Source organism: Streptomyces taklimakanensis, assembly GCF_009709575.1.
GTDB classification, from domain to species: domain Bacteria; phylum Actinomycetota; class Actinomycetes; order Streptomycetales; family Streptomycetaceae; genus Streptomyces; species Streptomyces taklimakanensis.
This window is the reverse complement of the sequence record NZ_WIXO01000001.1, coordinates 119,093-145,278: the sequence shown is the minus strand read 5'-3', so window position 1 is coordinate 145,278 and position 26,186 is coordinate 119,093. Positions and strand designations below refer to the sequence as shown.

General features: G+C 72.3%; 20 protein-coding genes and 2 pseudogenes. 8 read left to right on the top strand and 14 right to left on the bottom strand.

Annotation, left to right across the window (positions count from 1 at the left end):
- Positions 1-363 precede the first annotated feature (363 nt).
- Genes F0L17_RS00655 through F0L17_RS00640 form a run of 4 tightly spaced genes read right to left on the bottom strand, consistent with a single transcriptional unit; the run spans position 364 to position 5,811 of the window.
- The gene (locus F0L17_RS00655; RefSeq protein WP_155069271.1) at positions 364-1,602 is read right to left on the bottom strand and encodes an MFS transporter; all 1,239 of its coding nucleotides are present in this window, start codon (positions 1,600-1,602) and stop codon (positions 364-366) included.
- Positions 1,599-2,840 carry an acyl-CoA dehydrogenase family protein gene (locus tag F0L17_RS00650; RefSeq protein ID WP_162465620.1) on the bottom strand — a complete coding sequence of 414 codons (1,242 nt, stop codon included), beginning with the start codon at positions 2,838-2,840 and terminating at the stop codon, positions 1,599-1,601. The genes F0L17_RS00655 and F0L17_RS00650 overlap by 4 nt, the downstream gene beginning before the upstream one ends.
- The gene (locus F0L17_RS00645) at positions 2,837-5,425 is read right to left on the bottom strand and encodes an AMP-binding protein (protein WP_155069269.1); all 2,589 of its coding nucleotides are present in this window, start codon (positions 5,423-5,425) and stop codon (positions 2,837-2,839) included. Before F0L17_RS00645 ends, F0L17_RS00650 begins: the two co-directional genes overlap by 4 nt.
- On the bottom strand, positions 5,425-5,811 hold the full coding sequence (locus F0L17_RS00640; RefSeq protein ID WP_155069268.1) for an ectoine synthase: 387 nt from the start codon (positions 5,809-5,811) through the stop codon (positions 5,425-5,427). The genes F0L17_RS00645 and F0L17_RS00640 overlap by 1 nt, the downstream gene beginning before the upstream one ends.
- A gap of 262 nt (positions 5,812-6,073) precedes the next feature.
- On the opposite strand from F0L17_RS00640, the gene F0L17_RS00635 reads away from it, so the two are divergent.
- The 4 genes from F0L17_RS00635 to F0L17_RS00620 all read left to right on the top strand — a co-directional run bounded on the left by F0L17_RS00635 (position 6,074) and on the right by F0L17_RS00620 (position 10,874).
- The gene (locus tag F0L17_RS00635; protein WP_155069267.1) at positions 6,074-7,288 is read left to right on the top strand and encodes a glycosyltransferase; all 1,215 of its coding nucleotides are present in this window, start codon (positions 6,074-6,076) and stop codon (positions 7,286-7,288) included.
- 648 nt (positions 7,289-7,936) lie between these two features.
- Positions 7,937-9,637: a carbon starvation CstA family protein gene (locus F0L17_RS00630; RefSeq protein ID WP_155069266.1), complete on the top strand. Its 1,701-nt coding sequence runs from the start codon at positions 7,937-7,939 to the stop codon at positions 9,635-9,637.
- A complete protein-coding gene (locus F0L17_RS00625) occupies positions 9,634-9,891 on the top strand; it encodes a cory-CC-star protein (protein WP_162465619.1) in 258 nt (85 codons plus the stop codon). The genes F0L17_RS00630 and F0L17_RS00625 overlap by 4 nt, the downstream gene beginning before the upstream one ends.
- Entirely contained in the window at positions 9,882-10,874 is a 993-nt protein-coding gene (locus F0L17_RS00620; RefSeq protein ID WP_162465618.1) for a TRC40/GET3/ArsA family transport-energizing ATPase, read from the top strand. Before F0L17_RS00625 ends, F0L17_RS00620 begins: the two co-directional genes overlap by 10 nt.
- A 151-nt stretch (positions 10,875-11,025) precedes the next feature.
- Here the strand turns inward: F0L17_RS00620 and F0L17_RS00615 are convergent, their stop codons facing one another.
- The 6 genes from F0L17_RS00615 to F0L17_RS00590 form a co-directional block, all read right to left on the bottom strand.
- On the bottom strand, positions 11,026-11,673 hold the full coding sequence (locus tag F0L17_RS00615; protein WP_155069264.1) for a dihydrofolate reductase family protein: 648 nt from the start codon (positions 11,671-11,673) through the stop codon (positions 11,026-11,028).
- Positions 11,674-12,327: 654 nt separating this feature from the next.
- Positions 12,328-14,643, bottom strand: coding sequence for an alpha-xylosidase (yicI, locus tag F0L17_RS00610; RefSeq protein ID WP_162465617.1), 2,316 nt, complete (start codon positions 14,641-14,643; stop codon positions 12,328-12,330).
- A 142-nt stretch (positions 14,644-14,785) separates the two neighbouring features.
- Complete coding sequence (locus F0L17_RS00605; RefSeq protein ID WP_155069263.1) at positions 14,786-15,616, bottom strand: carbohydrate ABC transporter permease; 831 nt, start codon at positions 15,614-15,616, stop codon at positions 14,786-14,788.
- 5 nt (positions 15,617-15,621) lie between these two features.
- Positions 15,622-16,596: a carbohydrate ABC transporter permease gene (locus F0L17_RS00600; protein WP_155069262.1), complete on the bottom strand. Its 975-nt coding sequence runs from the start codon at positions 16,594-16,596 to the stop codon at positions 15,622-15,624.
- A gap of 10 nt (positions 16,597-16,606) precedes the next feature.
- On the bottom strand, positions 16,607-17,833 hold the full coding sequence (locus F0L17_RS00595) for a sugar ABC transporter substrate-binding protein (RefSeq protein ID WP_155069261.1): 1,227 nt from the start codon (positions 17,831-17,833) through the stop codon (positions 16,607-16,609).
- Between the two features lie 71 nt (positions 17,834-17,904).
- On the bottom strand, positions 17,905-18,936 hold the full coding sequence (locus F0L17_RS00590) for a LacI family DNA-binding transcriptional regulator (protein ID WP_155069260.1): 1,032 nt from the start codon (positions 18,934-18,936) through the stop codon (positions 17,905-17,907).
- 459 nt (positions 18,937-19,395) lie between these two features.
- Between F0L17_RS00590 and F0L17_RS00585 the strand changes: the two genes are divergently transcribed.
- Positions 19,396-20,700 carry an MFS transporter gene (locus tag F0L17_RS00585; protein WP_338017896.1) on the top strand — a complete coding sequence of 435 codons (1,305 nt, stop codon included), beginning with the start codon at positions 19,396-19,398 and terminating at the stop codon, positions 20,698-20,700.
- A 229-nt stretch (positions 20,701-20,929) separates the two neighbouring features.
- Here F0L17_RS00585 and F0L17_RS00580 read toward each other — a convergent pair whose 3' ends face one another.
- Both F0L17_RS00580 and F0L17_RS00575 read right to left on the bottom strand, forming a co-directional pair.
- The gene (locus tag F0L17_RS00580; protein WP_155069259.1) at positions 20,930-21,826 is read right to left on the bottom strand and encodes a class I SAM-dependent methyltransferase; all 897 of its coding nucleotides are present in this window, start codon (positions 21,824-21,826) and stop codon (positions 20,930-20,932) included.
- A 146-nt stretch (positions 21,827-21,972) separates the two neighbouring features.
- Positions 21,973-22,581 (bottom strand): helix-turn-helix domain-containing protein, encoded by a 609-nt coding sequence (locus tag F0L17_RS00575; RefSeq protein ID WP_155069258.1) that lies wholly within the window; start codon positions 22,579-22,581, stop codon positions 21,973-21,975.
- 82 nt (positions 22,582-22,663) lie between these two features.
- Between F0L17_RS00575 and F0L17_RS00570 the strand changes: the two are divergent.
- Positions 22,664-23,016 (top strand): annotated as a pseudogene (locus F0L17_RS00570) (FAD-binding protein); the annotation flags it as partial.
- Between the two features lie 149 nt (positions 23,017-23,165).
- On the opposite strand, the gene F0L17_RS00565 reads toward F0L17_RS00570, so the two are convergent.
- Positions 23,166-24,365 (bottom strand): amidohydrolase family protein, encoded by a 1,200-nt coding sequence (locus F0L17_RS00565; protein ID WP_155069257.1) that lies wholly within the window; start codon positions 24,363-24,365, stop codon positions 23,166-23,168.
- 173 nt (positions 24,366-24,538) lie between these two features.
- Between F0L17_RS00565 and F0L17_RS28215 the strand changes: the two are divergent.
- Positions 24,539-24,706: pseudogene (locus tag F0L17_RS28215) on the top strand (IS256 family transposase); the annotation flags it as partial.
- 197 nt (positions 24,707-24,903) lie between these two features.
- Here the strand turns inward: F0L17_RS28215 and F0L17_RS00555 are convergent.
- Entirely contained in the window at positions 24,904-25,185 is a 282-nt protein-coding gene (locus tag F0L17_RS00555) for a hypothetical protein (protein ID WP_155069255.1), read from the bottom strand.
- A gap of 97 nt (positions 25,186-25,282) precedes the next feature.
- On the opposite strand from F0L17_RS00555, the gene F0L17_RS00550 reads away from it, so the two are divergent.
- Entirely contained in the window at positions 25,283-26,149 is an 867-nt protein-coding gene (locus F0L17_RS00550) for a GNAT family N-acetyltransferase (protein ID WP_155069254.1), read from the top strand.
- Positions 26,150-26,186: the final 37 nt, after the last annotated feature.

The following is a 26,186-nucleotide window of genomic DNA, read 5'->3' as shown; positions in this document are numbered from 1 at the left end:
CGCTCGTCCTGCTCGCGGGCGGGACCACGATGCTCCCCTGGCCCGACGCGCTGTGCGAGCGTCCCGCCGCCGGCGGAACCGGAGGCACCCGCCCCCTGCGCGCCACCACCTGGATCGATGCCCGCGCCGTGGCCGAGGTTCGAGCTGTAGGTCCACTCTTCACCGGGGTCGCCCCCGGGCGACGAGGCGTTCCGCGGGTCCGTCGCGGACGCGTTGACGGGCGTCTTCCGGGCCCGGTCCGGAAGACGGTGAGCGTTCTCGTTCTCCGACCCCACGCCGATGTGGCGAGGCGGAGGGCGAGGACGGCCCGGACAGGCTCGGTGACGCGGGTGGTGGAGAACAGCGGAGCCTGCGCGGCGGCCCTCAGGACTCGAGGGCGGCGGTGCCGCGGGCTCGCAGACGCCGCGTGACGGGCGCGACGAGCGCGGAGGCCACGAGGCAGTACCCGCCCAGCACGACGAGCTGGACCGGCTGACCGACACCGGCGTCGAGCAGCAGGCCGCCCGCCCCGGGACCCAGAGCCGAGGCGAAGACCAGGACCGCCACCACCACCGACCTGATGGCGCCGAGGTGCCGAGTGCCGTACACCTCGGGCCACACCGCGCCGAACAGGCTCAGGGAGAGACCGTTGGTGACGCCGTACAGGGCCATGAAGGCGAACGCGCTCCAGGGAGCCGTGACGGTGCCGAGCAGCACCAGGCCGCCGGCGAGCGGGAGCAGGAAGACCGGCAGCAGCACGAGCCCGGTGAGACGGTCCAGCAGGAGGCCGCCGGCCAGGCTGCACAGCACGGTCAGGACCGCGTAGAGCGGGAAGGCCGACGCCAACACCTCGAGCGGCCAGTCGCGCGTCCGGGCCAGATGGACCTGGTGGAAGAAGACGGTGTTGCCGATCAGCGCGGGCGCCGCGGTGGCCAGCAGCAAGGGGTAGAAGCACCGGTCCCGCAGGACCTCGGCACGAGTCCAGCCGACAGCGGCGGGCGCCGCCGGGGCCGGTGACCCGGTCGCGGAGCGCGGGACGCGTTCCGTCCTGAACAGCGCCGCGACGGCCGCGCCCACGGCGACCACCAGGAATCCGGCCGCCCACCACACGGACTGCCACCCGGAGGCGGCGGCCAGGGCGACGGCCAGGGCCGGCAGGGCGGCCTCGCCCGTGTTCAGGCCCAGGGCGGCCAGGGACACCGCCCGTCCCCGGTACCGGGTGAACCAGCGGCCCAGCACGGTGAACGCGGTGTGCGTCATCATGCCCTGCCCGAACAGCCGCAGCAGGACGAGGGCCCCGAACAGTGTGAAGAGGTCCGCCGAGTACGCCATGGTCACGGCTCCCAGCGCCAGCAGAGGCGTGCTCACGAGCACGATCCGACGCGCCGGGTGGCGGTCGACCAGGTGCCCCGTCCTGGTCAGGGCGATGGCACCGAGCAGGGTGGCCGCCATGTACAGGGCGCCGTAGGAGCCATGGGTGAGGTCGTGCCTGCCGCGGACGTCCTCGGCGAAGAGCGAGACGAAGAAGGTCTGGCCGAAGGAGGAGAGCAGGAACAGCAGGAAACCGCCCAGCAGCCATCGGCCCTCACGGCGCGGGAACGCGGTCTTTCGCAGGGGGGTCATGCGGTCCGTTCACACCCGCCCGCAGCGGGCGGCCCCGCGCTGCCGGCGGCCGGTCCGGCACCCCCGGGCTTTCCGGCTCCGCCGGCGGTGAAGGCCGTCGCCGCGTACGCCGCCGTGTTGCGGGCCCAGTTCAGGTCGCGGTGGGCCGCCGCCATCTGCAGGTCGCGCCAGTGCCGGGCGAGCGGATCGTCCGCGAAGTGGGCGGCCGTTCCGGTCAGTTGGACCAGCCGTTGTACGGAGCGGACGCACAGGCGGGCCAGATAGGCGCGGTCCCTGCCGATCGCGGCGACATCCTCGGGGGGAAGGGATCGCCGGGCGGTCCCCGCCGCGTGCAGGCGCGCGCAGACGGCCTCGTACAGATGCCGGGCGCAGGTCAGTTCCGCCGCGCTCTCCGTCAGCCCGTCCCACACCAGCGGCTGCTCCAGCGGACGCGATCCGCCGACGTCCCGCGCGAACCGCTCCAGGCAGGCCGCGAGGGCGCCCTCGGCGCAGCCGAGCACCGGTCCGATCACACAACTGTTGACGTACGGCAGGAACGGCACCTCGTCGAGGTAGTACGACGACGGCCCGCCACCGGACGGCTGCCGCTCGGCGAAGCAGTGCGGCAGGGAGCCGGCCAGCGCCTCGGGCACGAAGACCCGGTCCACACGGATGTCCCGCGACCCGGTGCCGGCCATCCCGCAGACGTCCCACCCCTCCTCGACCCGCACCTGCCCGGCGGAGAGCGGGATCAGCACCCGGTCCGCCGGATCGCCGCCGTGGCCGTTGAGCAGGAACCAGTCGGCGTGGTCGGCGGCGGAGCAGAACCGCCACCGGCCCGCCACCTCGAAGCCGCCGGGGACGCGGGTGAAACGTCCGTCGGCCGCCGCGGACGCCGTCGCGAACACCTGTCGGGGACCCGCCGCGAAGACGGTCTCGGCCGCCGCCCGGGGCAGCCGCCCGGCCAGCGCGGCGTGCCCGCCGACGACCCCGATGACCCACCCGGTGGACGGGCAGGCCCTGGCCGCGCGCCGGGCCGCCTCCACCAGCGTGGGCCAGCTGTGCCCCGGCCCGCCGCAGCCCGGCGGCGCGGCGAGCTGGAGCAGCCCGGCGTCGAGCAGCTCGGCGACGGTCGCGTCCGGCAGCCGGCGCTCCCGCTCCGCCTCGGCGGCCCGGCCGCCCCACCGGCCGGCGAGCGTGTCGACGGTGGCGAGCACTTCCGGGTCGGCGCCCTCGACAGGCGTGTCCGGGCCCCTCACCGCGGCCCCGCCCCGCCGTGCCCGCCGACCCGGCGCACGACCGGGTCCTCGAAGCAGAAGCCGTCCGGGACGAGCGGCTCCCCCGCCAGCTCCAGGAACTCCGCGAGCACCCCGGCGTCGTCACACGCCACGAACTCGTAGAAGTTGGTTCCGTTCCACAGGAGGTGGACGTGGGCGAAGCGGTCGCCGAGCGCCCCCACCAGGTCGTCGAACTCCACCTGACCGTCCACCATCCGCGTCAGCATCTCCTGCCGTTTGCGCTCGATCTCCTCGGGAGGGAAGTAACGGGCCTTGTGCACCCTGTCCTTGACCTGTTCCCGGCGCTCGTACTCCAGCGGGTCGGGGTGGTTCAGCTTCTCCAGGAAGAACGCCAGGCCGCCGGGCCTGAGCACCTCGGTGAGATGTGCGATCTGCGCGGCACGGTCCTTGCCGTAGAACTGGAACGCGGCCGTCTCGTACACCACGTCGAAGCCGTCGCGGAACGGCGCGTACTCCGGGACCGCCCGCAGCCCGGCGCGGTCGAGGTGGAACAGCGAATCGGGGAAGTAGCGGGAGCGGGCCGGGTCCGCCCAGGTGCGGAACCACTGCTCGTTGGCCCGGTTGGGCGAGCTGGTCAGGGTGGTGACACGGCCGTCGGCGAAGGCCGCCAGGGTGCGTCCGTTGCTGCCGTCGAACGCGTCCGCCTCGTAGAAGGTCAGGCCGCGCCCGTCGCGCTGGGCGCGGCGCGCGGCCAGGCGGACCAGCGCGACACCGACCCGGGACAGCTCCTCCAGGACACCGGGCACGCTGGCCAGGAAGTGCCGGAAGAGCGGACCGGAGCGCTCCACCATGGCGTCCTGGTAGTCCAGCAGGAGGCGGTCGGGGACGGCGTCGCGGATCGTGGAGCGCACCGGTACGCGTGGCACCTGGTCCCGCCCGGTCGCGATCGCGTCGAAGCGGTCGGCGAGGCCGGCCATCGAGGACGACGCCACGTACGCGCGGGGACCGTCGTCGGCGGGTTCGGGGGCCGGCTCGGTGAGTGCCTGCCGCAGGGCCCGCCGGTCGGTCTTGCCGGACTCGGTGCGCGGAAGCTCATCGCGGAGGAACACGAACGCGGGCACCATGTGCCAGTCGAGGCTTTCGGCGCAGTGGCGGCGCAGTTCCTCGGCGTCGGGCAGGCGATTGTCACGAGGCACGACACAGGCCGCGGGCACTTCGCCCGCCTCCTCGTCGGGCACCGGCACCACGGCGGCGTCGGCTACCAGCGGATGCTGCCTGAGCCGCGCCTCGACCTCGTGCGGGTTCACCTTGAACATCGATCGGCCGAAGGTGTCGTCCCGGCGGGCGGTCCAGTGCAGGAAGCCGTCCTCGTCCCGGACGAACAGGTCGCCCGTGAACAGCACCCTGTCCTCACCGAACAGGCCGGTGCGCAGGACCCGGCCGGTCAGCTCGGGGTCGCCCCAGTAGCCCTGCATCACCTGGTCGCCCGCGACCACCAGTTCGCCGGACACGCCGGGTTCCTCGACGAGAGCGCCGGTGTCGTCCACGAGGTAGGCGCGCACGCCGGGGACGGGCCTGCCGACGGAGCCGGGACGGCGGTCGATCTCCTCCGGCGGCAGGGCGCACACGCGTTTGCACTCGGTGAGCCCGTACATCGAGTGGATCGGCACGTCGGGGAGCGCCTCACGCAGTGTCCTGATGTGCTCCGCCGGGAGGCGCTGCCCGGTGCTGGCCAGCAGCCGCAGGGACGGGTACGGGCGCCGGCCGAGACCGTCTGCGCGGCACAGGTGGGCGAGCAGGGAGGGGAAGCCGTGGACGGCGGTGACGCCTTCCTCGCCGATCGTGTCCCACACCTCCCGCGCGGACGCGGTGAGCCCGCGCAGCAGCACCACCCGGCCGCCGAAGGCCAGCGGCATCACGACGTTGTAGAAGCCGAAGTCGGAGCCGATGGGCGTGCAGCTCAGCACCACGTCGTCGGCCGTGTGGCCGAGTGAGGAGGTGACCGCCTCGAAGGCCGCTGTCATGGTGCGGTGGCCGATCGTCACGCCCTTCGGTGAGGAGGTGGAGCCCGATGTGTAGAAGACGGCGGCGGGCGGGCCCACGACCGGTATGCCCGGACCCTTCCTGGGGCGCCCGAGCGGGTACGGTCGTGGGGTCGGGGCGCCCGGCGGCTCGCCGGCGCCCAGCGGGAGCACGGCGGCCAGACCGGTGTCGGCGAAGAGGTCGCCCAGGGCCCCGGCCCGGTCGGTGACCAGGGCGGTGGCGTCGCAGGCGCGGATCTGGCGGACCAGCTTGCCCCGCGAGAACGTCGGGTGCGTGGTGACCAGGCAGCCGCCCGCCTTGAGGATCCCGAGGGCTGCCGCGACGGCGTCGAGGGACAGGTCCGCGTACACCACCGCGCGGTCGCCCGCGCCGAGGCCGAGGCCGAGGAACCGGGCCGCGTACGAGTCGGCGAGCTCGTTCAGCGTCCCGTAGGAGACGGTGGCGCCGTCCAGGGTCACGGCGGCGCGTGCGGGGTGCCGCGCCGCGTTCGCCTCGAACAGCCCGGTGAGGTGCGAGCCGTGTCCGGTGGTGCCGGGAGCGCCGCGGCGCGCGGGGCCGCCCATCAGTAGGACGACGCCTTCTCACGGTGGAGCGTGTGGCGTTCCGTGCCCCGCAGCGGTGGATCGAAGATGCCGAGCGGTGTCATGTCACCGTCCGGGTCCGCGCGCAGCCGGTGTCGGTCGTGCTGGTCGAGCGCGTAGAGCACCCCCGGGGTGATCCGGTGGCCGTTGCCCGCCGGGTCCGTGATCTCCCCGGACCCGGACAGGCGGAAGCGGGCCTCCGGGTGCGAACGGTATTCCGGGAACGAGGAGGTGCCCGCCCGGACCACCGGGTGGCACACGGTGAAACCCATACCGTCCACGGCGGTGAGGAGGCGAACGCCGGTGCCGTTGCCCCGGTCGGCCTCGTACCGGGAATCGGTCGGTTCGTCCAGTGAGCGGATCGGCATGAGGCTCCCTCCAGCGCCTTGGCCCACGCGGGCAGCGATCACTGTAGGAAGCGTTTGCTCCAGCCTGGCAGCGGATATCTCGTCAATTCGGTGGCGCGAAGACGCCGTATGCGCGAGGGGCGTCCGGGCGGCTCAAGGCGTCAGCCGGAGGCAGGGGCCGAAGGGGAGGTGCACCCCGCCCGCCCGGGGGAGCGGTCCCTCGCGTGTCCGAGGATGGGCGGGCGACGGCGGCCGGCGGGCATGTGCCGAGGAGAATCGCTCCATGCGAATCCTGATCGTCACCGCCGGTTCACGGGGAGACGTCGCGCCCTACACGGGCCTGGGGCAACGCCTGCTGGAGGCGGGCCACCGGGTCGCCGTGACCGCTCACCCGTCCTTCGAGGCACTCGTCGGCGAGTGCGGTCTCGACTACCGGCCGATGCCGGGGGACCCGCGGGGGCTGATCCGGGACTGGGCCCGGGCAGCGTCACGGGAGGAGGCCCGGGCGCTGACGAGGGCGTACGCGGACGGGCTCGCCGATGGGGTGGCGAAGGCCGTGGCGGGCGGAGCCGACCTGCTGCTCACCGCCTTCGGCCCGGCACCGCTCAGCCGGGCGGCCGGTGAAGCGCTCGGTGTCCCCGTCATCGGCACCTACCTCGTACCGTCCTTCGCCACCGGACGGTTCCCGCTGCCCAACGCCCGGAGCACCGAGGACCTGGGGCCGGAGGGCAACCTCGCCGCGGGCCGGGATGTGCTCAGGCGCGCGGAAGGGGTCTTCGCGAGCGCCGTCCCCCGGCTGCGCGCCCGCCTCGGGCTGCCCGCCGACGTGCCCTCGGCGCCGGTGGACGTCCGACCGGTCTTCCACGGCTTCAGCCCGCTGGTGGTGCCGCGCCCCGAGGACTGGCCGTCCTGGGCCGAAGTGACGGGCTACTGGTGGCCCGCGCGACCGGCCGGCCGGCGCCCCCCGGCCGAACTGGCCGACTTCCTCCAGGCCGGTCCGCCTCCGGTGTTCATCGGGTTCGGCAGCATGGCGCCGGGGCAGGGGGAGCGGCTCGGCGAACTGGTGACCGCGGCGGTGAAGCGGGCGGGCGTGCGCGCGGTGGTGCAGGCGGGGTGGGCCGGTCTGAGCGGCCGCGGCGCCGACATCCTGACCGTCGGCGACGTCCCGCACGACTGGCTGTTCCCCCGCACCGCCGCCGTCGTCCACCACGCCGGGGCGGGCACCACCGCGGCCGGGCTACGGGCCGGCGTTCCCGCCGTGCCCGTGCCCGTCATGGCCGACCAGCCGTTCTGGGCGTCCCGGCTGTACCGGCTGGGAGTCGCACCTCGGCCTGTGCCGTTCCAGAACCTCACCGCCGAAGCCCTCGGCGACGCGATCACGGCCTGCCTGTCCGAGCCGGCCCACCACCGCCGCGCGGTCGAGCTCGCCCACGGGATCGCCGCGGAGGACGGCACCGCTTCGCTGCTCGCCCACCTCGGCTCACGGAGCATCGGGTGAAGCCGCGTCGCCGTGCTGCCGTGCCGGGCGGCCCGAGGCTCTCCGTCACGTCCGGCGCCGCCGAAACGCGTGGGCGATTCGGGCACATCCGTGCCCCTGGTCGCCTCCCGAGGTCGTGAGCGAACGCTGCCCGACGTGGCGAAAACGGTCGCCTTGTACTGAAACGGCCGATGTGTGTCAACCAGGCAAACGGAATGAGGTGGGAGTGCGGTGCCCGCCCAGTGTGCCGGTCGTCACCGGTCTTCGGGGACTCCTCATCGCCTGATCGGTCGCTTAGCATGAGCGGACTATGAAGGGAGCGTTTTCGGTCAACATCGGTAGGTCCGGCACTGAGGTCGGAGTCGGTGGCGGCACCGACCACGGCGTGTACGGCGGAAGCAGTGCCCCCGAGGCGGCCGAGGCCGGACTTCGTCCCGGCGAGCCGCTCACCGAGGGCTGCGGCACAGTCGCCATCCGGGCGCGGCGCACCACGTCCGGATTCGCCGCCGAGCTGTGGGGAGGGGGCGCACGCAGCCGGTTCCCCGTCCCGGCCGCCGACCTGTCCCCGGCCAAGGAAGGCCGCGTCACACCGTCTCCGCTGTCTGCCCGCCGGGCGCACGTCCCGTGCGGACCGGCACCCCATCTTCCAGACCTCAAAGGGCCTCTCGTATGAACGCACTTCCCCTGCTCCTGATCGGCCTCGCGATGTTCGCGGGCGGATATGTCCTGTACTCGAGATTCCTGGGCAACCGGGTCTACAAGCTCGACGCGTCCTTCCGGACACCCGCGCACGAACTGCAGGACGGCGTGGACTATGTCCCGACCAACAAGTTCGTGCTGTGGGGACACCACTTCACCTCGGTCGCGGGCGCAGCGCCCATCGTCGGCCCCGCGGTCGCCGTCATCTGGGGTTGGCTGCCCGCTTTCCTGTGGGTCACCCTCGGCACGATCTTCTTCGCGGGCATGCACGACCTGGGCGCCCTGTGGGCCTCGGCGCGCAACAAGGGCCGCTCGATCGGCACGCTCTCCGGCCGCTACATCGGCGGCCGGGGCGCCAACCTCTTCCTCGTCGTGATCTTCCTGCTGCTCCTGATGGTGGTCGCGGCCTTCGCGGTGGTGATCAAGAACCTGCTGATCTCCACCCCCTCGGCAGTGATCCCCGCCTGGGGCGCGGTCGCGGTGGCGCTGCTGATCGGCCAGGCGGTCTACCGCTACAAGATGAGCCTCGGCCTGGTCACCGTGGTCGGCGTCGCGGCGCTCTACGGCCTGATCCTCCTGGGCGACGCCGTCCCGGTGGAGCTGCCCGACCCGATCCTGGGCATGTCCCCGGCGACCTTCTGGATCGTCGCCCTCTTCGTCTACGCCGGCATAGCCTCCCTGCTGCCCGTGTGGGTGCTGCTCCAGCCCCGTGACTACATCAACGGCGTCCAGCTCTTCGTCGGGCTCGGCATCCTGTTCGTCTCGGTGCTGCTGAGCGCTCCGACGATCGTCGCCCCGGCCTTCAACGACGCCGTGCCCGCGGGCACCCCGGATCTCGTGCCGCTGCTCTTCGTCACCGTCGCGTGCGGCGCGATCTCCGGCTTCCACGGCATGGTCTCCTCCGGCACCAGCTCGAAACAGCTGGACAAGGAGACCGACGCCCGTTTCGTCGGCTACTTCGGCGCGGTCGGCGAGGGCCTGCTCGCGCTCGGCGCGATCATCGCGGCCACCGCGGGCTACCGCACCCTGGCCGACTGGGAGGCCGTCTACAGCGCCTTCGGCGAGGGCGGCGTCGCGGCGTTCGTCGCGGGCGGCGGCGCGATCCTCAACAGCGGCCTGGGCCTGCCCGTATCGCTGAGTTCGACGGTCCTGGCCACCATGGCGATCCTGTTCGCCGCCACCACCATGGACACCGGCGTGCGTCTGCTGCGCTTCGTCGTCCAGGAGGCCGGCGAGGTCGCGAAGGTGAGGATCGGCAATGTCGCCGGCACCCTCATCACGCTCGCCGTCGGCGCGGGACTCACCTTCAGCCAGGGCGCCGGGGGCGAGGGAGGCCTCCGCATCTGGCCGCTGTTCGGAACCAGCAACCAGCTGCTGGCCTCCCTGACGCTGTCCATCGTCGCCGTCATGCTGATCCGCAAGCGGCGCAATCCGGCGCCTGCGCTGATCCCGCTCGCGATCGTGTTCGTCATGGCGTTCTGGGCCGCGGTCGTGCAGCTCGGCGACTTCTACGACGCCCGGGACTGGCTGCTGCTGAGCATCGATCTCGTCATCATCGTCGCCGCCCTGTGGGTCGCCTTCGAGGCGGTCGTCGCGATGCGGCGGGCGTCCCAGGAGCCGCCGGAGGCTCTCGACGCCGATGTGACGGAGAAGGTCGGGCCGGCGAGGTGACGTCCCGCTGGGCCTCGCTCCGGGCCGGGTTGGAGGAGTTCTACGCCGGCCCCTACCGGCGTACCCTCGCCCGCGCCCGGCGCGAGGAGGACGATCTCTTCCGGATGGTGGTCCTCGCGGAGGCACTGGGCGTACCGGACCCGGCGGCGTACTACACCGTCGAACTGATGCCCGCCCTCTACGAGGACTTCCACGCCTGGCACCGTCGCATGGGTATGGACCGCTCGCCACTGGAGCATGTCGGGTGCTGCTAGACCTCATCACCTCGCGCAGGGCCGTCTTCGTCGGCGGCAAGGGCGGGGTCGGCAAGACGTCCGTCGCCGCGGCGCTCGCCCTCGGCCGTGCCCGGTCGGGCGCCCGCGTGCTGCTGGTCTCCACCGACCCCGCCCACAACCTCGGCCACCTCTGGGGCCGCCCCGTGGGCGACGAGCCCGTGCGCCTCGCCGGCCCCGAGGACCTCGTCCCCGGGGCGGGGACGGTCGGTCACGTCGACGGGCTGGAGATCGATCCGGAGCGCACGGTCGAGCGGCACCTGTCCGCGGTCGCCGAGACGATGCGACGGCTGCTCCCCGAGCGGATGCACGCACCGGCCGCCCGGCACCTTCAACTGGCCCGGCAGGCGCCCGGCACCCACGAGTCGGCGGTGTTGGAGCGGGTCGCCGAGGCGGTGGAACTCGGGGAGGAGGCCTACGACCTGGTCGTCTTCGACACCGCGCCGTCCGGCCACACGCTGCGGCTGCTCGCGCTGCCCGAGCAGCTCGCCTCCTGGACCGAGGCCCTGCTCGCCAACCGCGACCGGTCCGAACGGTTCGGCGCCGCGGTGCGCGGTCTCGGCGGCGGCGGGGAGACCGACCGCGACGCCGAGCTGCGCCGTGTCCTGCTGCGCCGACGCAACCGCTTCTCCCGGCTGCGCGAGGTGGTGACGGATCCGGCGCGGACCGGATTCGTGCTCGTACTGACCGCCGAACCGCTCCCGATCGCCGAGACCACGGAGGTGTACGAGAAGCTCACCGGCCTCGGTGTCGACGTGGCCGCACTCGTCGCCAACCGCCGTTCCCCGGCGGACGCCGGTGAGCTGCTCGACCGCCGCCGGCGGCAGGAGGACGAACACCTCGCCCGGCTGCGGCAGCGGGTCCCGGACGTCCCCCTGTTCGACGTGCCGCTGCTGCCGGGGGACCTGGTGGGCACGGAGGCCCTCGCCGTGCTGGCGGACCGGCTCGGGCCCTCCCCTTCCTGAGATCCCGGACTCCCCGTCGGCCGTGGCGCGCGCCGGGTCGGCGCCTGCGTCGCCGGCCGACCGCCCGAGGCGCGACGCGACGGCCCGCCTCAGGGCCCCGGGAGGCGGAACGACCAGCCAACGACCAGCCGGGGCCGGCCCTGAGGTCCGGTCACCTTCGCCAGAACAGGTGGTGCGTCACGCCACTCGGGCTGGGCACGACCTCCAGGTGGAACCGGTCGAGCAGCTCATCGGGTGACTCCCAGAGCCGTAGCCCGGACCCGAGCTTCACCGGCGAGACCGCCACGTGCATGGTGTCGACGAGGTCGGCGTCCAGGAACTCTCGGATGGTGGTAACCCCGCCGCCGAGCCGGACGTCCTTGCCCTGCGCCGCCTCCCGCGCCCGCTCCAGGACCGTGGCCGGGTCGCCGGCGACGAAGTGGAACGTGGTGTCGGAGAGCGTGAACGAAGGGCGCTCGTGGTGAGTCATGACGAACACCGGGGTGCGGAACGGGGGCTCGTCACCCCACCAGCCGCGCCACTCGTGGTCACTCCAGGGCCCGCGCTGGGGCCCGAACTTGTTGCGGCCCATGATCTCGGCGCCGATGTCGCGGGCGTAGTCCCGCGTGAAGTGGTCGTCGAGGCCCCGGCTCCCCCCGGGATCGGTGCGCGCGGGCCAGCTCGCCGTGGCACCGGCCCAGGCGAACAACCTCTCGGGGCGGTCGACGTCGCCGAACGGCCTCTCCACGCTCTGGCCCTCGCCGGCACCGATGCCGTCGCTCGAGACGTTGAAGTTCTGGACTCTCAACAGTTGGGTCATGTGTTTCTCCCGTGTTGTCGGACAACGGTGGTGAGACTCGCCGGGCCGGAAAAACTCATCGCTGCGTCCGTGACCGGTCGGACATGGGGCCCACCTGCTGTCACAGACGACGGGCGCCCCCGGACGGTGAGCTTTTTCCAGCCTGTCAAATTGGGCGGGAAGCCGGGCCGACAGACAGGCGAGGCCCCTGGTGAATGGGTTTTCGACCATGCCGTGACGGAGGCCGAGTCCTGCTCGCCGGCGGCGGGAGAGGCCCCGGCGGCCTGGCCCGTGGTGGCCAGAGCGGATTCCGAGTCGGAGTGGCATCGCTACGACATGGGGCCCGGAGTTCCTGTTCCGTCTGCTGACGGCCCCGGAGCTCGGCCCGCTCGACATCGTCCGCCTCGTGGACAGGCCGAGCGGCAGTCGTGGAGGCGGGCCCTGTCGGCAGCGGCTGCGAGAAGGGCGGGCGGGGGCGCGCTGTCGCGGGCATTGGCCGAGCGGCGTACCGCCGGTCGTTCGGCGACCGGTTCCGGGGCGTGATCCTCCAGCGGTCCGTGGTCACCGGCGCCGACGAGTACGCCGTTCCCGTGGAACAACCACGCGCCGGGCGCCGGCCGTGGCGGAGGGACTTTCGACAGGCACTTCGCCGTGGCGGCCGCCGGGGACACGGAATCAGTCGGGCAGGCGGAGGGAGAGTTCTCGGGTGCCCGCCGGCGCGCCGGCCCGGATGTCCGGCCCCGCCTTCCGGGTGCGGTCGCCTGCCGTCCCCGTCCCGGCCAGCAGGACGTGCCACTGTCCTGGCGCGTCGTCGGTACGGACCGTCACCGTGCCGCCCGAGCACCGGGTGCGGAACGTGGCCGCCGTCGAGCCGTCCGGCGCCGGTACCTCGGTCACCGTCTCGGTGCCGTCGGTGGGGGCGTGCACCCGCAGTGTCACACCGTCGGCCCAGTCGTACACCGGGTGGTCCTCCCGAGCCCCGAAGGGAACGACCGAGCCCGGCCGGGCCAGCAGCGGCAGGCTGTCGAAGCCGAACCGGTCCCGTCGCCAGCCCGGCCCGTCGATCCGCTCACCGGTCAGCACGTGCGTCCACGTACCCGCCGGGACGTAGTAGTCGACGATGCCGTCGGCGGAGAGGACCGGGGCGACCAGCAGGTCGTCGCCGAGCATGTACTGACGGTCCAGGGTGTGGCACGCCGGGTCGTCGGGGAACTCCAGCAGCATCGCGCGCATCACCGGGACACCCTGCTCCCGGGCCTGCCGCGCGGCCCGGAACAGGTAGGGCATCAGCCGGTGCTTGAGCCGGGTGAAGTCGCGCGTGACGGTCACGGCCTCCTCGTCGTAGTGCCACGGCACCCGGTAGGAGCCGCTTCCGTGCAGGCGGCTGTGCGAGGAGAGCAGGCCGAACTGCACCCACCGTTTGAAGAGCGCCGGAGTCGGGACGCCCTCGAAGCCGCCGATGTCGTGACTCCAGAAGCCGAAGCCCGACAGGCCCAGCGACAGGCCACCGCGCAGCGACTCGGCCATCGCCTCGAACGTCGACTCGCAGTCACCGCCCCAGTGGACCGGGAACTGCTGGCCGCCGGTGGTCGCCGAACGGGCGAAGAGCACCGCCTCGCCCTCGCCGCGGGCCTGGTCCAGCACCTCGAAGACCGTCCGGTTGTACAGCTGGGTGTAGTAGTTGTGCATCCGTTCCGGGTCGGAACCGTCGTACCAGAGGACGTCGGTGGGAACGCGCTCGCCGAAGTCGGTCTTGAAGCAGTCCACCCCCTGGTCCACCAGGGCGCGCAGCTTGCCGGCGTACCACCGGCGGGCCGCGGGGCTGGTGAAGTCCACCAGCGCCATCCCGGCCTGCCACATGTCCCACTGCCACACGTCGCCGTCGGGACGGCGCAGCAGATGTCCCTCGCGCGCGGCCTCGGCGAACAACGGGGACTTCTGGCCGATGTAGGGGTTGATCCACACGCACACGCGCAGTCCGCGCTCCTTGAGGCGGCGCAGCATCCCGTCGGGGTCGGGGAAGACCTGCGGATCCCACGCGAAGTCGCACCACTGGTAGGGGCGCATCCAGAAGCAGTCGAAGTGGAAGACGCTGAGGGGAATGTCCCGGTCGGCCATCCCCCGCACGAAGCGGTTCACCGTCTCCTCGTCGTAGTCGGTGGTGAACGAGGTGGACAGCCACAGCCCGAAGGACCAGGCCGGCGGCAGGGCGGGCCGCCCGGTCAGCGCCGTGTACCGGTCGAGGACCTGCCGGGGGTTCTCCCCCTGGACGACGAAGTACTCCAGCGACTGGCCCTCGACGCTGAACTGCACCTGCCCCACCGCCTCGGAGCCGACCTCGTAGGAGACCCTGCCGGGGTGGTTGACGAAGACGCCGTAGCCGCGGTTGGTGAGGTGGAACGGAACGTTCTTGTAGGCCTGTTCGCTGGCGGTGCCTCCGTCCGCCTGCCAGATGTCCACGGACTGGCCGTTCCTGGTGAAGGGGGTGAAGCGCTCGCCGAGCCCGTACACCAGGTCGCCGACGCCCAGCGACAGCTGCGCCAGCATGTGGTGGGTGCCGTCGGGGAGGGTGGCGAAACCGGTGCCCCGGTTCCCGGCCGCGGTCAGCGGCCGGGAACCGGAGAGGAACTCCAGCCGCCAGGGGGCCGCCGTGTCCACCCGCAGCGTGAGCGGCCCGGCGGCCAGTTCCACCACGGAGCCGTCACGGGTGGCGGTGGCCTCGTACCCGTCCTGGTGGTTCAGGGGGAAGCCGGCGGCCGGGCCGGCGGTCCCGGCGTGGTGGGTGGTCCGCACACCGATCACTCCTTCGGCCGGCGACCAGCACTCCACGGTGAGCAGCGGGGAGTTGAGGGTGTGGCCGCGGCGCTCGACGGACCGGACGGCGGCGAACAGGGTGAGCCGTCCGTCCTCCAGGTGGGTGTCCACGGCCTCCTTGGCGTAGGAGGTCCGGACGCCTTCCCGCATCAGCCAGTGGCCATCGGTGAACTTCACAGGGGCTTGCTCCTTCGGTCGATGGGAGACGTGCCGACGGCGCGCGGTGGGCGGTTCCCGGTGTCGGTGGCGGCGGTCCTTCGGGATCCGGCGGAGGTGCCGTGTTCGCCGGCGGCGGGGCCCGGGGCGGTGCGCTCCCCGGTCACTGTTTGACGGACCCGCCGGTGAGGCCGGCGGCGATGTACTTCTGCGCGACGATCAGGAGCACCGCCGCGGGCAGGGCGGACAGCACGGCGGTGGCCATCACCGCTCCCCAGTCGCTGACGTGGGCCCCGATGAACTGGTAGATGCCGAGCGTCACCGGCCGGACGTCGTCGGTGGTGTTCAGCGTCAGGGCGAAGACGAAGTCGGCCCAGGCGAAGAGGAACGCGAACAGGCCCGCGGTGATCAGGGCGTTGCGGCTCATCGGCAGCACGATGCGGACGAAGGCGGTGAGGCGGCCGGCGCCGTCGACCATCGCCGCCTCGACGATCTGGGAGGGGACGGACACCATGAACGCCCGCAGCAGCACGATCGCGAACGGCAGTCCCAGCGAGGCGTCCGCCAGGATCAGTCCCAGGAGGGAGTTGACCAGCCCGAGCTGTGCGTAGGCGCTGTACAGGGCGTTGGCGACGACGATGCCGGGCACCATCTGAGCGATCAGGGCGCCGAACACGACGGTCCGGCCGCCGGGCAGCTCGAACCGCGCCAGTGCGTAGGCCGCGGGGGCGGCCAGGGCCAGGCAGACCACGGCGGCGCCCGAGGCGACGACGAGGCTGGTGAGCAGGGAGCCACCCTGGTTGGTGAGGGCCGTCGCGAAGTTGTCCAGGCCGGGGGAGACGGGCAGGAGACCGGCGGCGGTGACCGCGGAGCGCGGCTGCAGAGCGGTGGAGACCATCCAGTAGACCGGGAAGAGCAGGACGGCCAGGATCAGGAGCGCGGCCACGGTGCGCCCTGCGCCGCCGGCCCGGACGCGGCCCGGTGTGCGGTACATCGAAATCACTTCCCCCTGCCGAGGTCGCCGCGGTCGGTGCGCAGGTACAGCACGGCGAACACGGCGCTGATGAGGATGAGGACGTTGCCGATCACGGCGCCCTGGCCGAAGTCGAGTTCGAGGAAGGACAACTGGTAGGTCATCGTGCCCAGCGTCTGGGTGGAGTCCGCGGGCCCGCCGCCGGTCAGGGCCAGGATCAGGTCCAGGATCTTGATGGTGGACATGAAGCCCAGCACCAGCACCACGGTGATCACCGGACGCAGCACCGGCAGGGTGACGCTGCGGAAGGCGCGCCAGGCGCCCGCGCCGTCCAGTGCCGCGGCCTCGTGCAGTTCGCGGGGGATCTCCTGCAGGCCGCCGTAGAGGACCACCATGTTGAAGGGGACCCCGATCCAGATGTTGACCAGGACGGCCGACAGCAGGGCGAGGTCGGGACTGCTCAGCCAGGGGACACCGCCGTCGGACAGGCCCACGGCGGTGAGGAAGCCGTTGAGGACCCCGTGGTCCTGGTCCAGGATGCGACGCCAGACGACGGCGGAGACCACCATCGGCACCAGCCAGGGCAGCAGCAGCACGGCCCGGACGAAACCGGAGAGGGGGAACCGGCGGGAGAAGAAGACCGCCAGGCCCAGCCCGATGGTGAACTGCCCCGCCAGGGAGCCGGCCGTGAACAGCAGGGTCTGCCACAGCGCGTCGCCGAACAGGTCGTCGGAGAACACCGCGCGCCAGTTCTCCAGTCCGCTGAAGGGGGCCTCACCGGTGAAGTAGGTCCGAGGAGTGAACTCCTGGAAGCTCATCAACACGTTCCGCACCAGCGGATAGCCGAAGAACGCCAGCATGTAGACGACGGCGGGGGCGGCGAACAGCCACCCCGGGAACCGTCGCGAGCGCCCGCCGCTCGCGCCCGTTCGTGCCCCGCCGCCCGGGGTGGGGGCGGGGTCTGCCTCGTTCACCGGCGTGCCGGGGGTGACGGTGCTCATCGGCGGCTCCCTACTCCCCGGTTCCGACCTGCCGCTGCGCCCTCTCCAGTGCCTGTCGCGGACCGGAGCGGCCGGTCAGCACGGACTGGAAGGCGCCCGCGAGGGCGTCCTGCACCGCGGGCCAGCGGGTGCCGACCCCGGCGGTGCGGGACCGGGCGGTGGCGACCAGGTCGGCGAACGCGGCGAGTTCGGGGTGCCGCTCGCGGTAGGTCCGCGCGGCGGCGGTCCGGGTGGGCACGTTGTTCACCCGCTCGGCCCAGGCCAGCTGGTTCTCCTCGGTGTTCAGGCACGCGAGGATCCCGGCAGCGCGTTCCTCCCGCTCGCCGTCGCCCTTGGGCACGGTCATCACGGTGCCCCCGATGGGGGGCACCGGGTCCCGGCCCGCCACGGGCACGGGGATGCTCGACACGGCCCAGTCCACGTCGTCCTGTTCGCTGAGGGACGGAACCTGCCACGGCCCGTTGATCATCATGGCGGCGCGGCCGGCGAGGAACTGGTCGTTGACGTCCTGTTGGTTCCAGTTGACGACCGCCCGGGAAGCCGATCCCTCGTCCACCAGGTCCCGCCACAGCTGCAGGGCGGCGGTGCCGGCCTCGCCGTTCAGCCGGGACTCGTCGCCGCCGGCCGACCAGAAGAACGGCAGGAACTGGTAGACCCCGTCCGCGTCGGGGCCGGCGCTGAAGGCCATGCCGTAGGTGTCGCCCCGGGTCAGTGCCGCCGCGGTGGCGCGCAGTTCCTCCCAGGTGGCGGGAGGCCCCAGACCGGCCTCGGCCAGCAGCTCGGTGTTGTAGAACAGCGCGAGGGAGTTGACCGAGCGGGCGATGCCGTACACCGTCCCCTCGTGGGAGCCCAGGGAGACGGCGGCGCGGGAGAAGCCCCCGGTCGTCACGCCGAGGTCGTCCAAGGGACGCAGCCCTCCGGTCACGGCGAACTGCGGCAGCTCCGAGCCGTCCAGTTCCAGGATGTCGGGGAGGGAGTCGGAGGAGGCCATCCGCAGGGCCTTGGTGGCCACCTGGGGCGCCGGGACGCTGATCTGCTCGACCTTCAGCCCCAGGGGCCGGGCGCACCGGTCGAAGAACTGCTGGTTCGCCTCGTGCTCGGCGGTGTCGGTGGCCGAGTTGAGCACGGTGATGGTGTCCGGATCCGGGCCGGCGGCGCAGCCGGTGAGGACCGACGCGGCCGTGGCCCCCGCCACGACCATGGCGATGAACGGGCCGTTCCCTCGGCGGGGGTGCATGAGTGGCTTCTCCCGTGTGGGTGCGGTTCGGGTGGGGACGGACACGCGCGGCGGGATTGCGTGGCGCCCCCTCAGCCGGGGCGCCGGGTAGGCGGCGGGGGAACCGGGCGGTCGGGCTCCATGCGCGGGGCGATGAGCTGCCGGGCGTGCCCGGGGCCGACGGGGGCACCGGAGGCGGCGCCGACCGACTCCACGGCGAGCCGCACCACCTCCCGGGACATCCGGCAGACCGGCAGTTCGATGCGGGGCAGCGGCTCGGCCACCGGATCGTCCGGCAGGCTGCCCACCAGGACCACGGCCAGGTCCTCGGGGACGCGCAACCCCAGTGCGGCCACCTCCTCCAGCAGCCGCGGAAGCAGCACCAGGTGCTGCACGACCATGGCGGTCGGCGCGGGCCGGGCGGTCAGCGCGGCGCGCAGAAGGCCGCCGAGCCGCTCCTCGGCACCGGTGGAGGGGTGGACCCGGACATCCGCGCCGGTCTCCCGCGCCGCGTCCCGCGCTCCGCGCAGACCGTGCAGCGCGTAGCCGCGGCGCGCGTCGATCTCGTGGTCCGCGGAGGCCAGGAAGACCACGTGCCGGTGCCCGGCCTCCACCGTTCGCCGGACGGCGAACCGGACCGCCGCTTCCCAGTCCAGATCGACCCACGGCAACCCGGGCTCGTCCCCGTGGCCGAGCAACGCGGTGGGGAAGCCCAGCTCCAGGACGGTTTCGATGCGCGGATCCCGCTCCCGGACCGCCATCAGCACGGCGGCGTCGGCCAGTTTGCTGCGCACGATCCGGCGCAGCCCGTCCACACCGTCGGGTTCGGTCATCATCAGCACGTCGTAGCCGTGCGCGCGTGCCGCGTCGCTGATCTCGATGGCGAAACGGCCGTCCACGGCTCGGTACCTGCCCGGTTTGCGGGGGACGGCCAGAACCAGGACGTCGGTGCGGGCGCCGCGCAGGGAGCGGGCGCTGGCCCGGGGGTGATAACCGAGTTCGGCGATCGCCGCGTGTACGGCATCCCGGGTCCTGTCGGAGATCCTCCGGGAGCCGGTCAGGACGTAGGAGACCGTGCTGGGGGCCACGCCCGCTCGTGCGGCGACGTCTTTGATCGTGGCCATCCCGCCCCCTCGCGCGTGCCGCGACGATCAGTCGAATCGATTCGTCGAATCGTTTCGATGAATACTCGTCATGGTAGAGGGCCCACATCGGCGGGGGCAATGGTCGTGCACTGCCCCGGCCGGCTCCCGCGACCGCCGGAGCGAACCCCGGTGGGGGAGGGCCTCCGTTCCACTCGCGTCGTCCAGGGGCTCCTCCGCCGCGTTCGCTCCGCGGCCGAGCCGATCGGGACGCCGCGGGACGACAAGGCGGGGTCCTTTCTCCGCTCTCCGGTGGCGGCAGCGGAAAAGGGCTGCACGGGTCTTGACTGCCCCCGAGGGGGGTGGCGATTGTTTGAGTCGTTTCAATGCATCGGGCAGGCCGGGCGTCCCCCTCCCGCCGCGCAGTGAGCCACGTACGGCTGCGACGAGGAGGTGGTCCCCAACCGCCTGCCGGCACCGCCCACGACCGAAGGGTTCCCCGTGGTATCCGCGCAGGCACCACAGTCGGTCCCCGCGACTCCCGCCGGGGCGGACGGTGGGGTCACCCGGCAGCAGTGGAAGTGGACCGTCCTGGCCGGCATGGCCTCCTACCTGGATGCCGGATCGATCGTCGCGATCAGTTCCGGACTCAGCCTGTTCCAGGCGGAGTGGGGACTTTCGGACGGCATGGTCGGCACGCTGACGGCCATAGGTCCCAACGCCATCGGCGCGGCCATCGGAGCCTTCGTCGGCGGACGGCTCGGCGACAGGCTCGGACGCAAACGCATCTACCAGTACGACCTGCTGGTCTACGCGGCGGCCATCTTGGTGATCGCCTTCGCGACGGGACCCGGGATGCTGTTCGCCGGCACCTTCGTCGTCGGCCTCGCCGTCGGTGCCGACGTACCCACCTCCCTGGCCCTGGTCGGCGAGTTCTCCCCGGCCAAGGCCCGTGGAAGGCTCCTCGGCTTCACCCAGGTGAGCTGGAGTCTCGGTCCGGTGGTCGTGCTGTTGCTGGCCTGGGCGTTGGCCGACCTCGGCATGCTCGGTATCCGGATCGTCTTCCTGTCCCTCTTCGCGGCCTCGGTCGTCACCTACCTGCTGCGCCGCGGCATGGTGGAGTCCGCCACCTGGAAGGCCGCCGCGCGGAGCGACAGGGCCGCCGCGGTCAGGGTCGGTGACCTGTTCCGCGGCCCGCACCTGCAGGCCATGCTGCTGACCGGCGGTATCTACCTGTTCTGGAACCTGGCCGCAGGCACCAACGGCACCTTCACCCCCTACATGATCAACACCTTGGGCGCGGGTGACCAGGCCGCGAGCGTGGCGTTGACCTGTGCGAGCTTCGCGCTGGTCATCCTCGGGTCCGTGGTGTTCTACATGCGGCTCGCCGACCGCAGCCACCGACACCGGAGGGTCATGTGGATCTCCGGTTCGCTGATGCAGATCGCGGCCTACGGCGTGTTCCTGTTCGCGGACTTCACCATCCCGATCATCGTCTTCAACGTGGTCCTCTTCGGCATCGGCCAGGCGCTGGCGGGCGAGGCCGTCTACAAGACCTACAGCCAGGAGTTGTTCCCGACCATGCTGCGCGGCACCGCACAGGGCATCACCTTCGGTACCTCCCGCGTGGTCCTGGGCATCTGGTCGTTCTTCGTGCCGACCCTGGCGGCCACCGGCATCACCACCGTCGCCGCGTTCCTCACGGTCTCGCTCGGCGTCTGCGCGGTGATCGGCCTGTTCCTGCCCGACACCACAGGCAAGACCCTGGAGCAGGTCGAGGCGGAGCGCTCCGCGGGCCGCGCCTGACGGCCCCGACTCCCCGTTTCCGCCCCGACCGTCGGATCCCGGCCGTTGAACGCACGGTGCCGCGGTGGGTCGGACGGCGGGGATGGCTCGTCGGCGCGCTCTCCCGGCCCGGCGCCGATTCGCCGCGCTGTCGGGTCACGGCGACAGCGTGGCGCGGGCGTGGTTGCGTACGAGGCAGGCGATCGGGCGCCGGGGCTGCCCGGCGGGCGACCGTGGGTGGTGCCGGGTGTCAGGCGCGGCGGGCGGCCCAGACGGTGCGCTCGGTGCGTACGGCGAGATCTGCGCGGCGCAGAAGGCCGTTGGGGCTGTCGGTGTCCAGGAGTTCGTCGAGTGCGGCGAGGTCCTCGGGGCTGAGGGCGGGTGCGGCGACGTCGCGGACGCGCCGCAGGCTGCCGTGGGCGTAGCGGCCGATCGCTTCGCTGCGTTCACCCTCGATGGTGACGGTGACGGTGCGCTCGTCCTCGATGGTGAAGCCGGCGGCTGTCAGTTTCGGGCCCCAGTCGGCGCCGCGGTGCGGAACGTGCTCGGCGTGGAAGCCGTCGGTCGCGGCGTGGGCGCGCTCTTCGAGGCCGGGCCGGTTCTCCGGGGCGTGGGCGGGCAGGAAGCGGGGGAAGCCCGCGAGCTCGACGACGGCGAACAGGCCGTCGGGGGCGAGCAGTTCGCGGACGTTCCGCAGGGCGCGGTCGGGGTGGGTCATGTGGTGCATCGAGGCCGAGGCCCACACCAGATCCGGTGTGCCGAGGTCGGGCCAGTCGTGGGCGTCGAGGTCGGCCTGCACGGTCCGTACGCGCCCCTCGACACCGCGGTCGCATGCCTTCTCGCGCAGGAGCCGGAGGTGCCCGGCCGAGGTGTCGACGGCGGTGACGTGCGCGTCGGGGAAGCGTTCGAGGAGCGCGAAGGTGCCCGCACCGGTTCCGCAGCCCAGGTCCACGATCCGGCGCGGATCGCTCGTCAGCGGCAGCCAGGCCGTGATGGACGCTGTGTGCTCGGCGAGCACCTCGGCGTCCAGATCGAGGATCTCCGCCTGACCGCCGTCGCTGTGCTCTTGGTGGCCGCCGTGGGCGTGGTCGGGGCGGTGGCCGCTTTCGTCGTGGTGGTGGGGGGTGTGCTGATGCGTCTGGGGCATGGCCTCACCGTAAGCCCGTCATGCTGCCTCCGCACGATCCCTTGCGTAATACGCAAGAAGGTGGCTTGATGGGCTGCCCGACACGCAATGTCGCCCACCGCGCCGTGGGCCTTCGGTGCGACTGTGGTCCGCTGTTCGCAGGGACCCTACGTGCCTCCGCGGTCGGCTTCGGGACCGTCGGCGCCGGTGTCCTTTTGGTGGCCCCGGCGGGCGTCGCGGTCGAAGATGCCCAGGATCTCGCAGGGTTCGCCCTCGGCGCCGATGGCGTGCGGCAGCATGGTGGGGAACTCCGCGGCCTGGTGGGTCTCGATGCGAAAACGCCGGTGGCCAAGCATGAGGACGGCGGTTCCGGAGAGCACCACCAGCCATTCGCGGCCGGGGTGGGCGCGCATGCGGGCCGGGTTGTCGGGTGGTGGGTCGGTCATCCGCTGACGCATCACGCTCATACCGGGTTCGCTCTTTATGGGCCAGCGCATCAGGCCGTGGGTGCCGTCGATCATCGGGCTGATGACGACGTCGTCGGCGGCGTTCTCCACGAGCTGGTCCAAGGTGGTGTCCAGGGCACGGGCGAGGGTGACCAGCTGGTCCAGGGCGAGGCGACGCCGACCGTTCTCGATGCGACTCAGTGAGGACTGGCTGAGGTTGGCGCGCGTGGCCAGCTCCTCCAGGGACCAGCCCTGTGCGACGCGCAGCGCGCGGATCCGTTTGCGTACGAGGCTGTCCAACTGCCCATCTTCTTGCGTCACAGGCAACATGGTATGCCTCGGATGCAACGTGGGTCCAACGTCGCAGACAGCTGGTCCGACACAGGGGCCAGGTACGACGAAAGGGCGCGACATGCCTGCGCAGACTTCCCGTTACGAGAGCGATGCCCTGCCCACCGAGGCCGTGGCCGTAGTGGTGATCGGCGGCGGCGCCGCGGGCCTGAACGGCGCGTTGATGCCGGCCCGCTCGCGCCGCTCGGTCGTCGTGATCGACAGCGGCACCCCGCGCAACGCCCCGGCCGCCGCCGTGCACGGCTTCATCGTCCTCGACGGTACCCCGCCCTCCGAGATCCTCGAGCGCGGACGCCGGCAGGTACGCGAGTACGGTGGCCGAATCGTCTTCGGGCAAGTGGCCACGGCCGAGCCCGCCGCCCCTCGGCCGACGGCGACCTGCGGTTCACCACCACCTTGGCCGCCGCCCGCACGGCAGACAGCCCGCCTGGACACACAGCGATCTCGCGGTGTGCTCGACGGCCACACAGCACTCTGAGCGCATCCCGACACCCCCGATCACATGCGGGAGCAGCACTCACGGGAGTAGCACTCATGAGCGCCGTCGACAGGATGAAAACGGTTCACTCAAGGAGCAGGCGTGAGGGGCGGGAGTGTCCGTCTGCCATGACCAGGCGTACGGCGCGCAGGGCCTGGAGGTCGTCGAGGGGGTCGCCGTCCACGACCAGGAGGTCGGCGCGGTGGCCGGGGCGGACCAGACCGGTCTCGCGCGCGATGCCCAGGGCCTGGGCGGTCTCGTGCGTGGCCAGATCGATGATCTCGGCCGGGGTGCATCCGATGTGCTGGAAGAACTCCAGGCTGGAGACGAAGTCGTCGAAGACCGCCCGGCTGATGCCCGCGTCGGTGCCCGCGATGAGCCGCACCCCTCGTTCGCGCATGTGGCGCAGCGTGCCGAACATCTCCTCGGCGCGCTGGGGGCCGAAGCGCCGGGCGAAGCCGCGCCAGTCGGGGCTGGCCGCCGGGCACACCGCGATGCCCTTGGTCGCGATGGTGTCGATGAGGTCCTCGCGCACCTCGAATCCGTCCCGGCCCATCCAGGTGCAGTGTTCGAGGGTGTCCACGCCGGCGGCCACCGCGGCGGCGATCCCGGCGGTGCCGTGGGCGTGTGCGGCGACCGGCAGCCCGGCGCCGCGCGCCTCCTCCACCACGATGCGCAGCTCCGTCTCGGTGAACTGTGCCGCCCAGATCGCGGGGCCGCCCCGGGTGATGCCGCCTCCGGTGGCCATCACCTTGATGATGTCGGCCCCGTTCTCGATGTTGCGGCGGACCACTGTGCGGATCGCCTCTGGGCCGTCGGCCTCGCCGCCGAGGAACCAGCAGTGCCCGCCCGGCGCCGTCACCGGGGTGCCGGCGGCGAGGATGCGAGGGCCGGGCAGTCGGCCGCCGGCGATGTCGTCGCGCAGACGGGCGGCGAGGCCGCCTCGGTCCCCCAGGTCGCGCACGGTGGTGACACCGGTGTCCAGCAGCCGGCGCGCCCGGTCGGCCATGCCGCGGCTCAGTTCCGCGTCGCCGGTGCCTTGCAGGGCCGCGACCGGATCGGGGCCGGCGTCGAGCACGAGGTGCACGTGGGCGTCGATCAGCCCCGGCAGGAGCGTGCCGCCCGGATAGTCGAAGCGGCTCGCCCCGTGTGGCGCGCGGGCCTCCACCTCCGCCCGGGGACCGACGTCGGCGATGACACCGTCTTGGACCAGAACGGCCGCGTCGGTGATGTGGTGGCCGCGCGGGCCGATCAGCACGCGCCCTGCCGAGACGATGGTGTCCATCGGTGTTCCTCCTGAGTGCGGCTTCGGCTCATAAGGCGTCAAAGAGCGGGGTGAAGAGCAATGTTCGAGGCCTGTGGATCAACCCCGGGGGGAACGCGGCGTACCTTCCCGAATGATCCTGTGATGGTCACCGGGTAGGCTCGTGTTGGCGCGCGAGTCGGGAAGGCACACCCGTGCTCAGCGTAGTCACCGAGGACGGCTCGACCCAGTCCGGCTCCCTGAGCGACGAGATCGTCCGTGAGGGCGCGCGTCGGGTGCTCGCCGCGGCACTGGAGGCGGAAGTCAACCGGCACATGGCCGAGTTGGCTGCCGAGACCGCTCAGGCCCGCCGGCGCGTGGTCACCGGCGCCCACCCGGTGCCCCCTGTTGTCGATGTCCTCCCGTGAGCGCTCCACCAAGTACGGAGATGTCTGCACCGGTGTGAGGTCGGGACAGTGAGCTTCCGTCAACTTGAAGTCGCAGGTCGAAGGGCTGGTGTGATCGGTCCTCGGGGCGCTCGTGCTGGTCGTGGACGGAAGTCCATGGAAAAGATCATCCGTCAGCGGTTGACTTCGAGATTCGTCAGGGCGAGCAGAGCGCGCAGAAGCTGTGTGGTGCGGGCGGGGTCGGTGCGGAGCTTGGTGAGGATCCGCCGGTTCTTGAGGTGCGCGAAGCCGTGCTCGACCGGTGCACGTCCCACGGCGAGGACGCGGTTGGCTGCCTTCTCGCCTGGGGTGAGCTTGTGGGTGCGGCCGGCGGTGTAGCCGGTGACGATCACGGGGTCGAGGATGTCGTTGTCCGCGCGCCGCGCGGAACGGGGGCACCGAAGCCGCTGGGCCATTGCGGGAGCAGAAGCTCTTGGCCGGGCCGCTGCGGGAGCAGCGGCCGGCCCGGTTAATCGGTTGCGGACCTTCGGGACGGGGTGTCTGATCCCGGCTATGACGATTGTGCTGGGTACGCCGGCTGTCGACGGGGTACGCGAGGCCATGGCCGCGCTGCGGGTGTGGCAGCACGACGAAGCGCCGATGCAGTTGCATCCCGGGGACATCGGCTGGAACTACCGGTTTGGAACGGCCGAGACGGCTGCGGTGATCCGGACCTGGAGTCGGGACGGGCGGATTCTCGCGGTCGGGATGCTGGACTCGCCGACGCTGGTGCGGATGACGGTCGCTCCGGACGCTTTCCAGGATGAGGACTTGGCGCGGCGGCTCGTCGAGGACTTCTCGCTGCCTGAGCGCGGCGTGCTGCCGGAAGGAGCGGTGTCCATCGAGGCGCCGCTGGGCCTGCTGCTCCACGACCTGCTGAGCGAGGAGGGGTGGGGCGTCGACGAGCCGTGGATGCCGCTCTTCCGCGACCTCACCGAGCCGGTGGAGGACCCCGGCGTGCGGATCGAGTCGATCGGCCCGGAGCACGCGCAGGACTTCGCCGACGTCCTGCGGTCGGCGTTCACCACCTCGAGGCCTACGCGCGAGTACTGGCACGCGATGTCGGCGGGGCCGTTCTACGCCGACGCCCGTTGCTTGGGCGCCTATGACGACCAGGGCAGCGTGGCGGCGGTGGTGACGGTGTGGTCGGCCGGCCCGGGGAGGCCGGGGCTGGTCGAGCCGATGGGCGTCCACGAGGACCACCGTGGTCGCGGCTATGGCCGGGCGATCACCGTGGCCGGGGCGGCCGCGCTGCGGGAGATGGGCTCGTCGAGCGTACGTGTGTGCACGCCGAGTTCCAACGTCGGCGGCGTCGCCACGTACAAGGCGGCCGGGTTCGAGGTGCGGCCGGAGGTGCGGGACCGGATCCGGGCGGCCTGATGCCGGGGCTGCTCGGTAAGACGACAGTTTGGGGCGT

Excerpts from the sequence above, each read along its gene's own strand:
- F0L17_RS00655 (WP_155069271.1), bottom strand. The coding sequence starts at position 1,602 with ATGACCCCCCTGCGAAAGACCGCGTTCCCGCGCCGTGAGGGCCGATGG.
- F0L17_RS00615 (WP_155069264.1), bottom strand. The coding sequence starts at position 11,673 with ATGACCCAACTGTTGAGAGTCCAGAACTTCAACGTCTCGAGCGACGGC.
- F0L17_RS00600 (WP_155069262.1), bottom strand. The coding sequence starts at position 16,596 with ATGAGCACCGTCACCCCCGGCACGCCGGTGAACGAGGCAGACCCCGCC.
- F0L17_RS00645 (WP_155069269.1), bottom strand. The coding sequence starts at position 5,425 with ATGGGCGGCCCCGCGCGCCGCGGCGCTCCCGGCACCACCGGACACGGC.
- F0L17_RS00555 (WP_155069255.1), bottom strand. The coding sequence starts at position 25,185 with ATGGCCCAGCGGCTTCGGTGCCCCCGTTCCGCGCGGCGCGCGGACAAC.
- F0L17_RS00630 (WP_155069266.1), top strand. The coding sequence starts at position 7,937 with ATGAACGCACTTCCCCTGCTCCTGATCGGCCTCGCGATGTTCGCGGGC.
- F0L17_RS00640 (WP_155069268.1), bottom strand. The coding sequence starts at position 5,811 with ATGCCGATCCGCTCACTGGACGAACCGACCGATTCCCGGTACGAGGCC.
- F0L17_RS00575 (WP_155069258.1), bottom strand. The coding sequence starts at position 22,581 with ATGTTGCCTGTGACGCAAGAAGATGGGCAGTTGGACAGCCTCGTACGC.
- F0L17_RS00590 (WP_155069260.1), bottom strand. The coding sequence starts at position 18,936 with ATGGCCACGATCAAAGACGTCGCCGCACGAGCGGGCGTGGCCCCCAGC.
- F0L17_RS00635 (WP_155069267.1), top strand. The coding sequence starts at position 6,074 with ATGCGAATCCTGATCGTCACCGCCGGTTCACGGGGAGACGTCGCGCCC.
- F0L17_RS00580 (WP_155069259.1), bottom strand. The coding sequence starts at position 21,826 with ATGCCCCAGACGCATCAGCACACCCCCCACCACCACGACGAAAGCGGC.
- F0L17_RS00550 (WP_155069254.1), top strand. The coding sequence starts at position 25,283 with ATGACGATTGTGCTGGGTACGCCGGCTGTCGACGGGGTACGCGAGGCC.
- F0L17_RS00595 (WP_155069261.1), bottom strand. The coding sequence starts at position 17,833 with ATGCACCCCCGCCGAGGGAACGGCCCGTTCATCGCCATGGTCGTGGCG.
- F0L17_RS00605 (WP_155069263.1), bottom strand. The coding sequence starts at position 15,616 with ATGTACCGCACACCGGGCCGCGTCCGGGCCGGCGGCGCAGGGCGCACC.
- F0L17_RS00565 (WP_155069257.1), bottom strand. The coding sequence starts at position 24,365 with ATGGACACCATCGTCTCGGCAGGGCGCGTGCTGATCGGCCCGCGCGGC.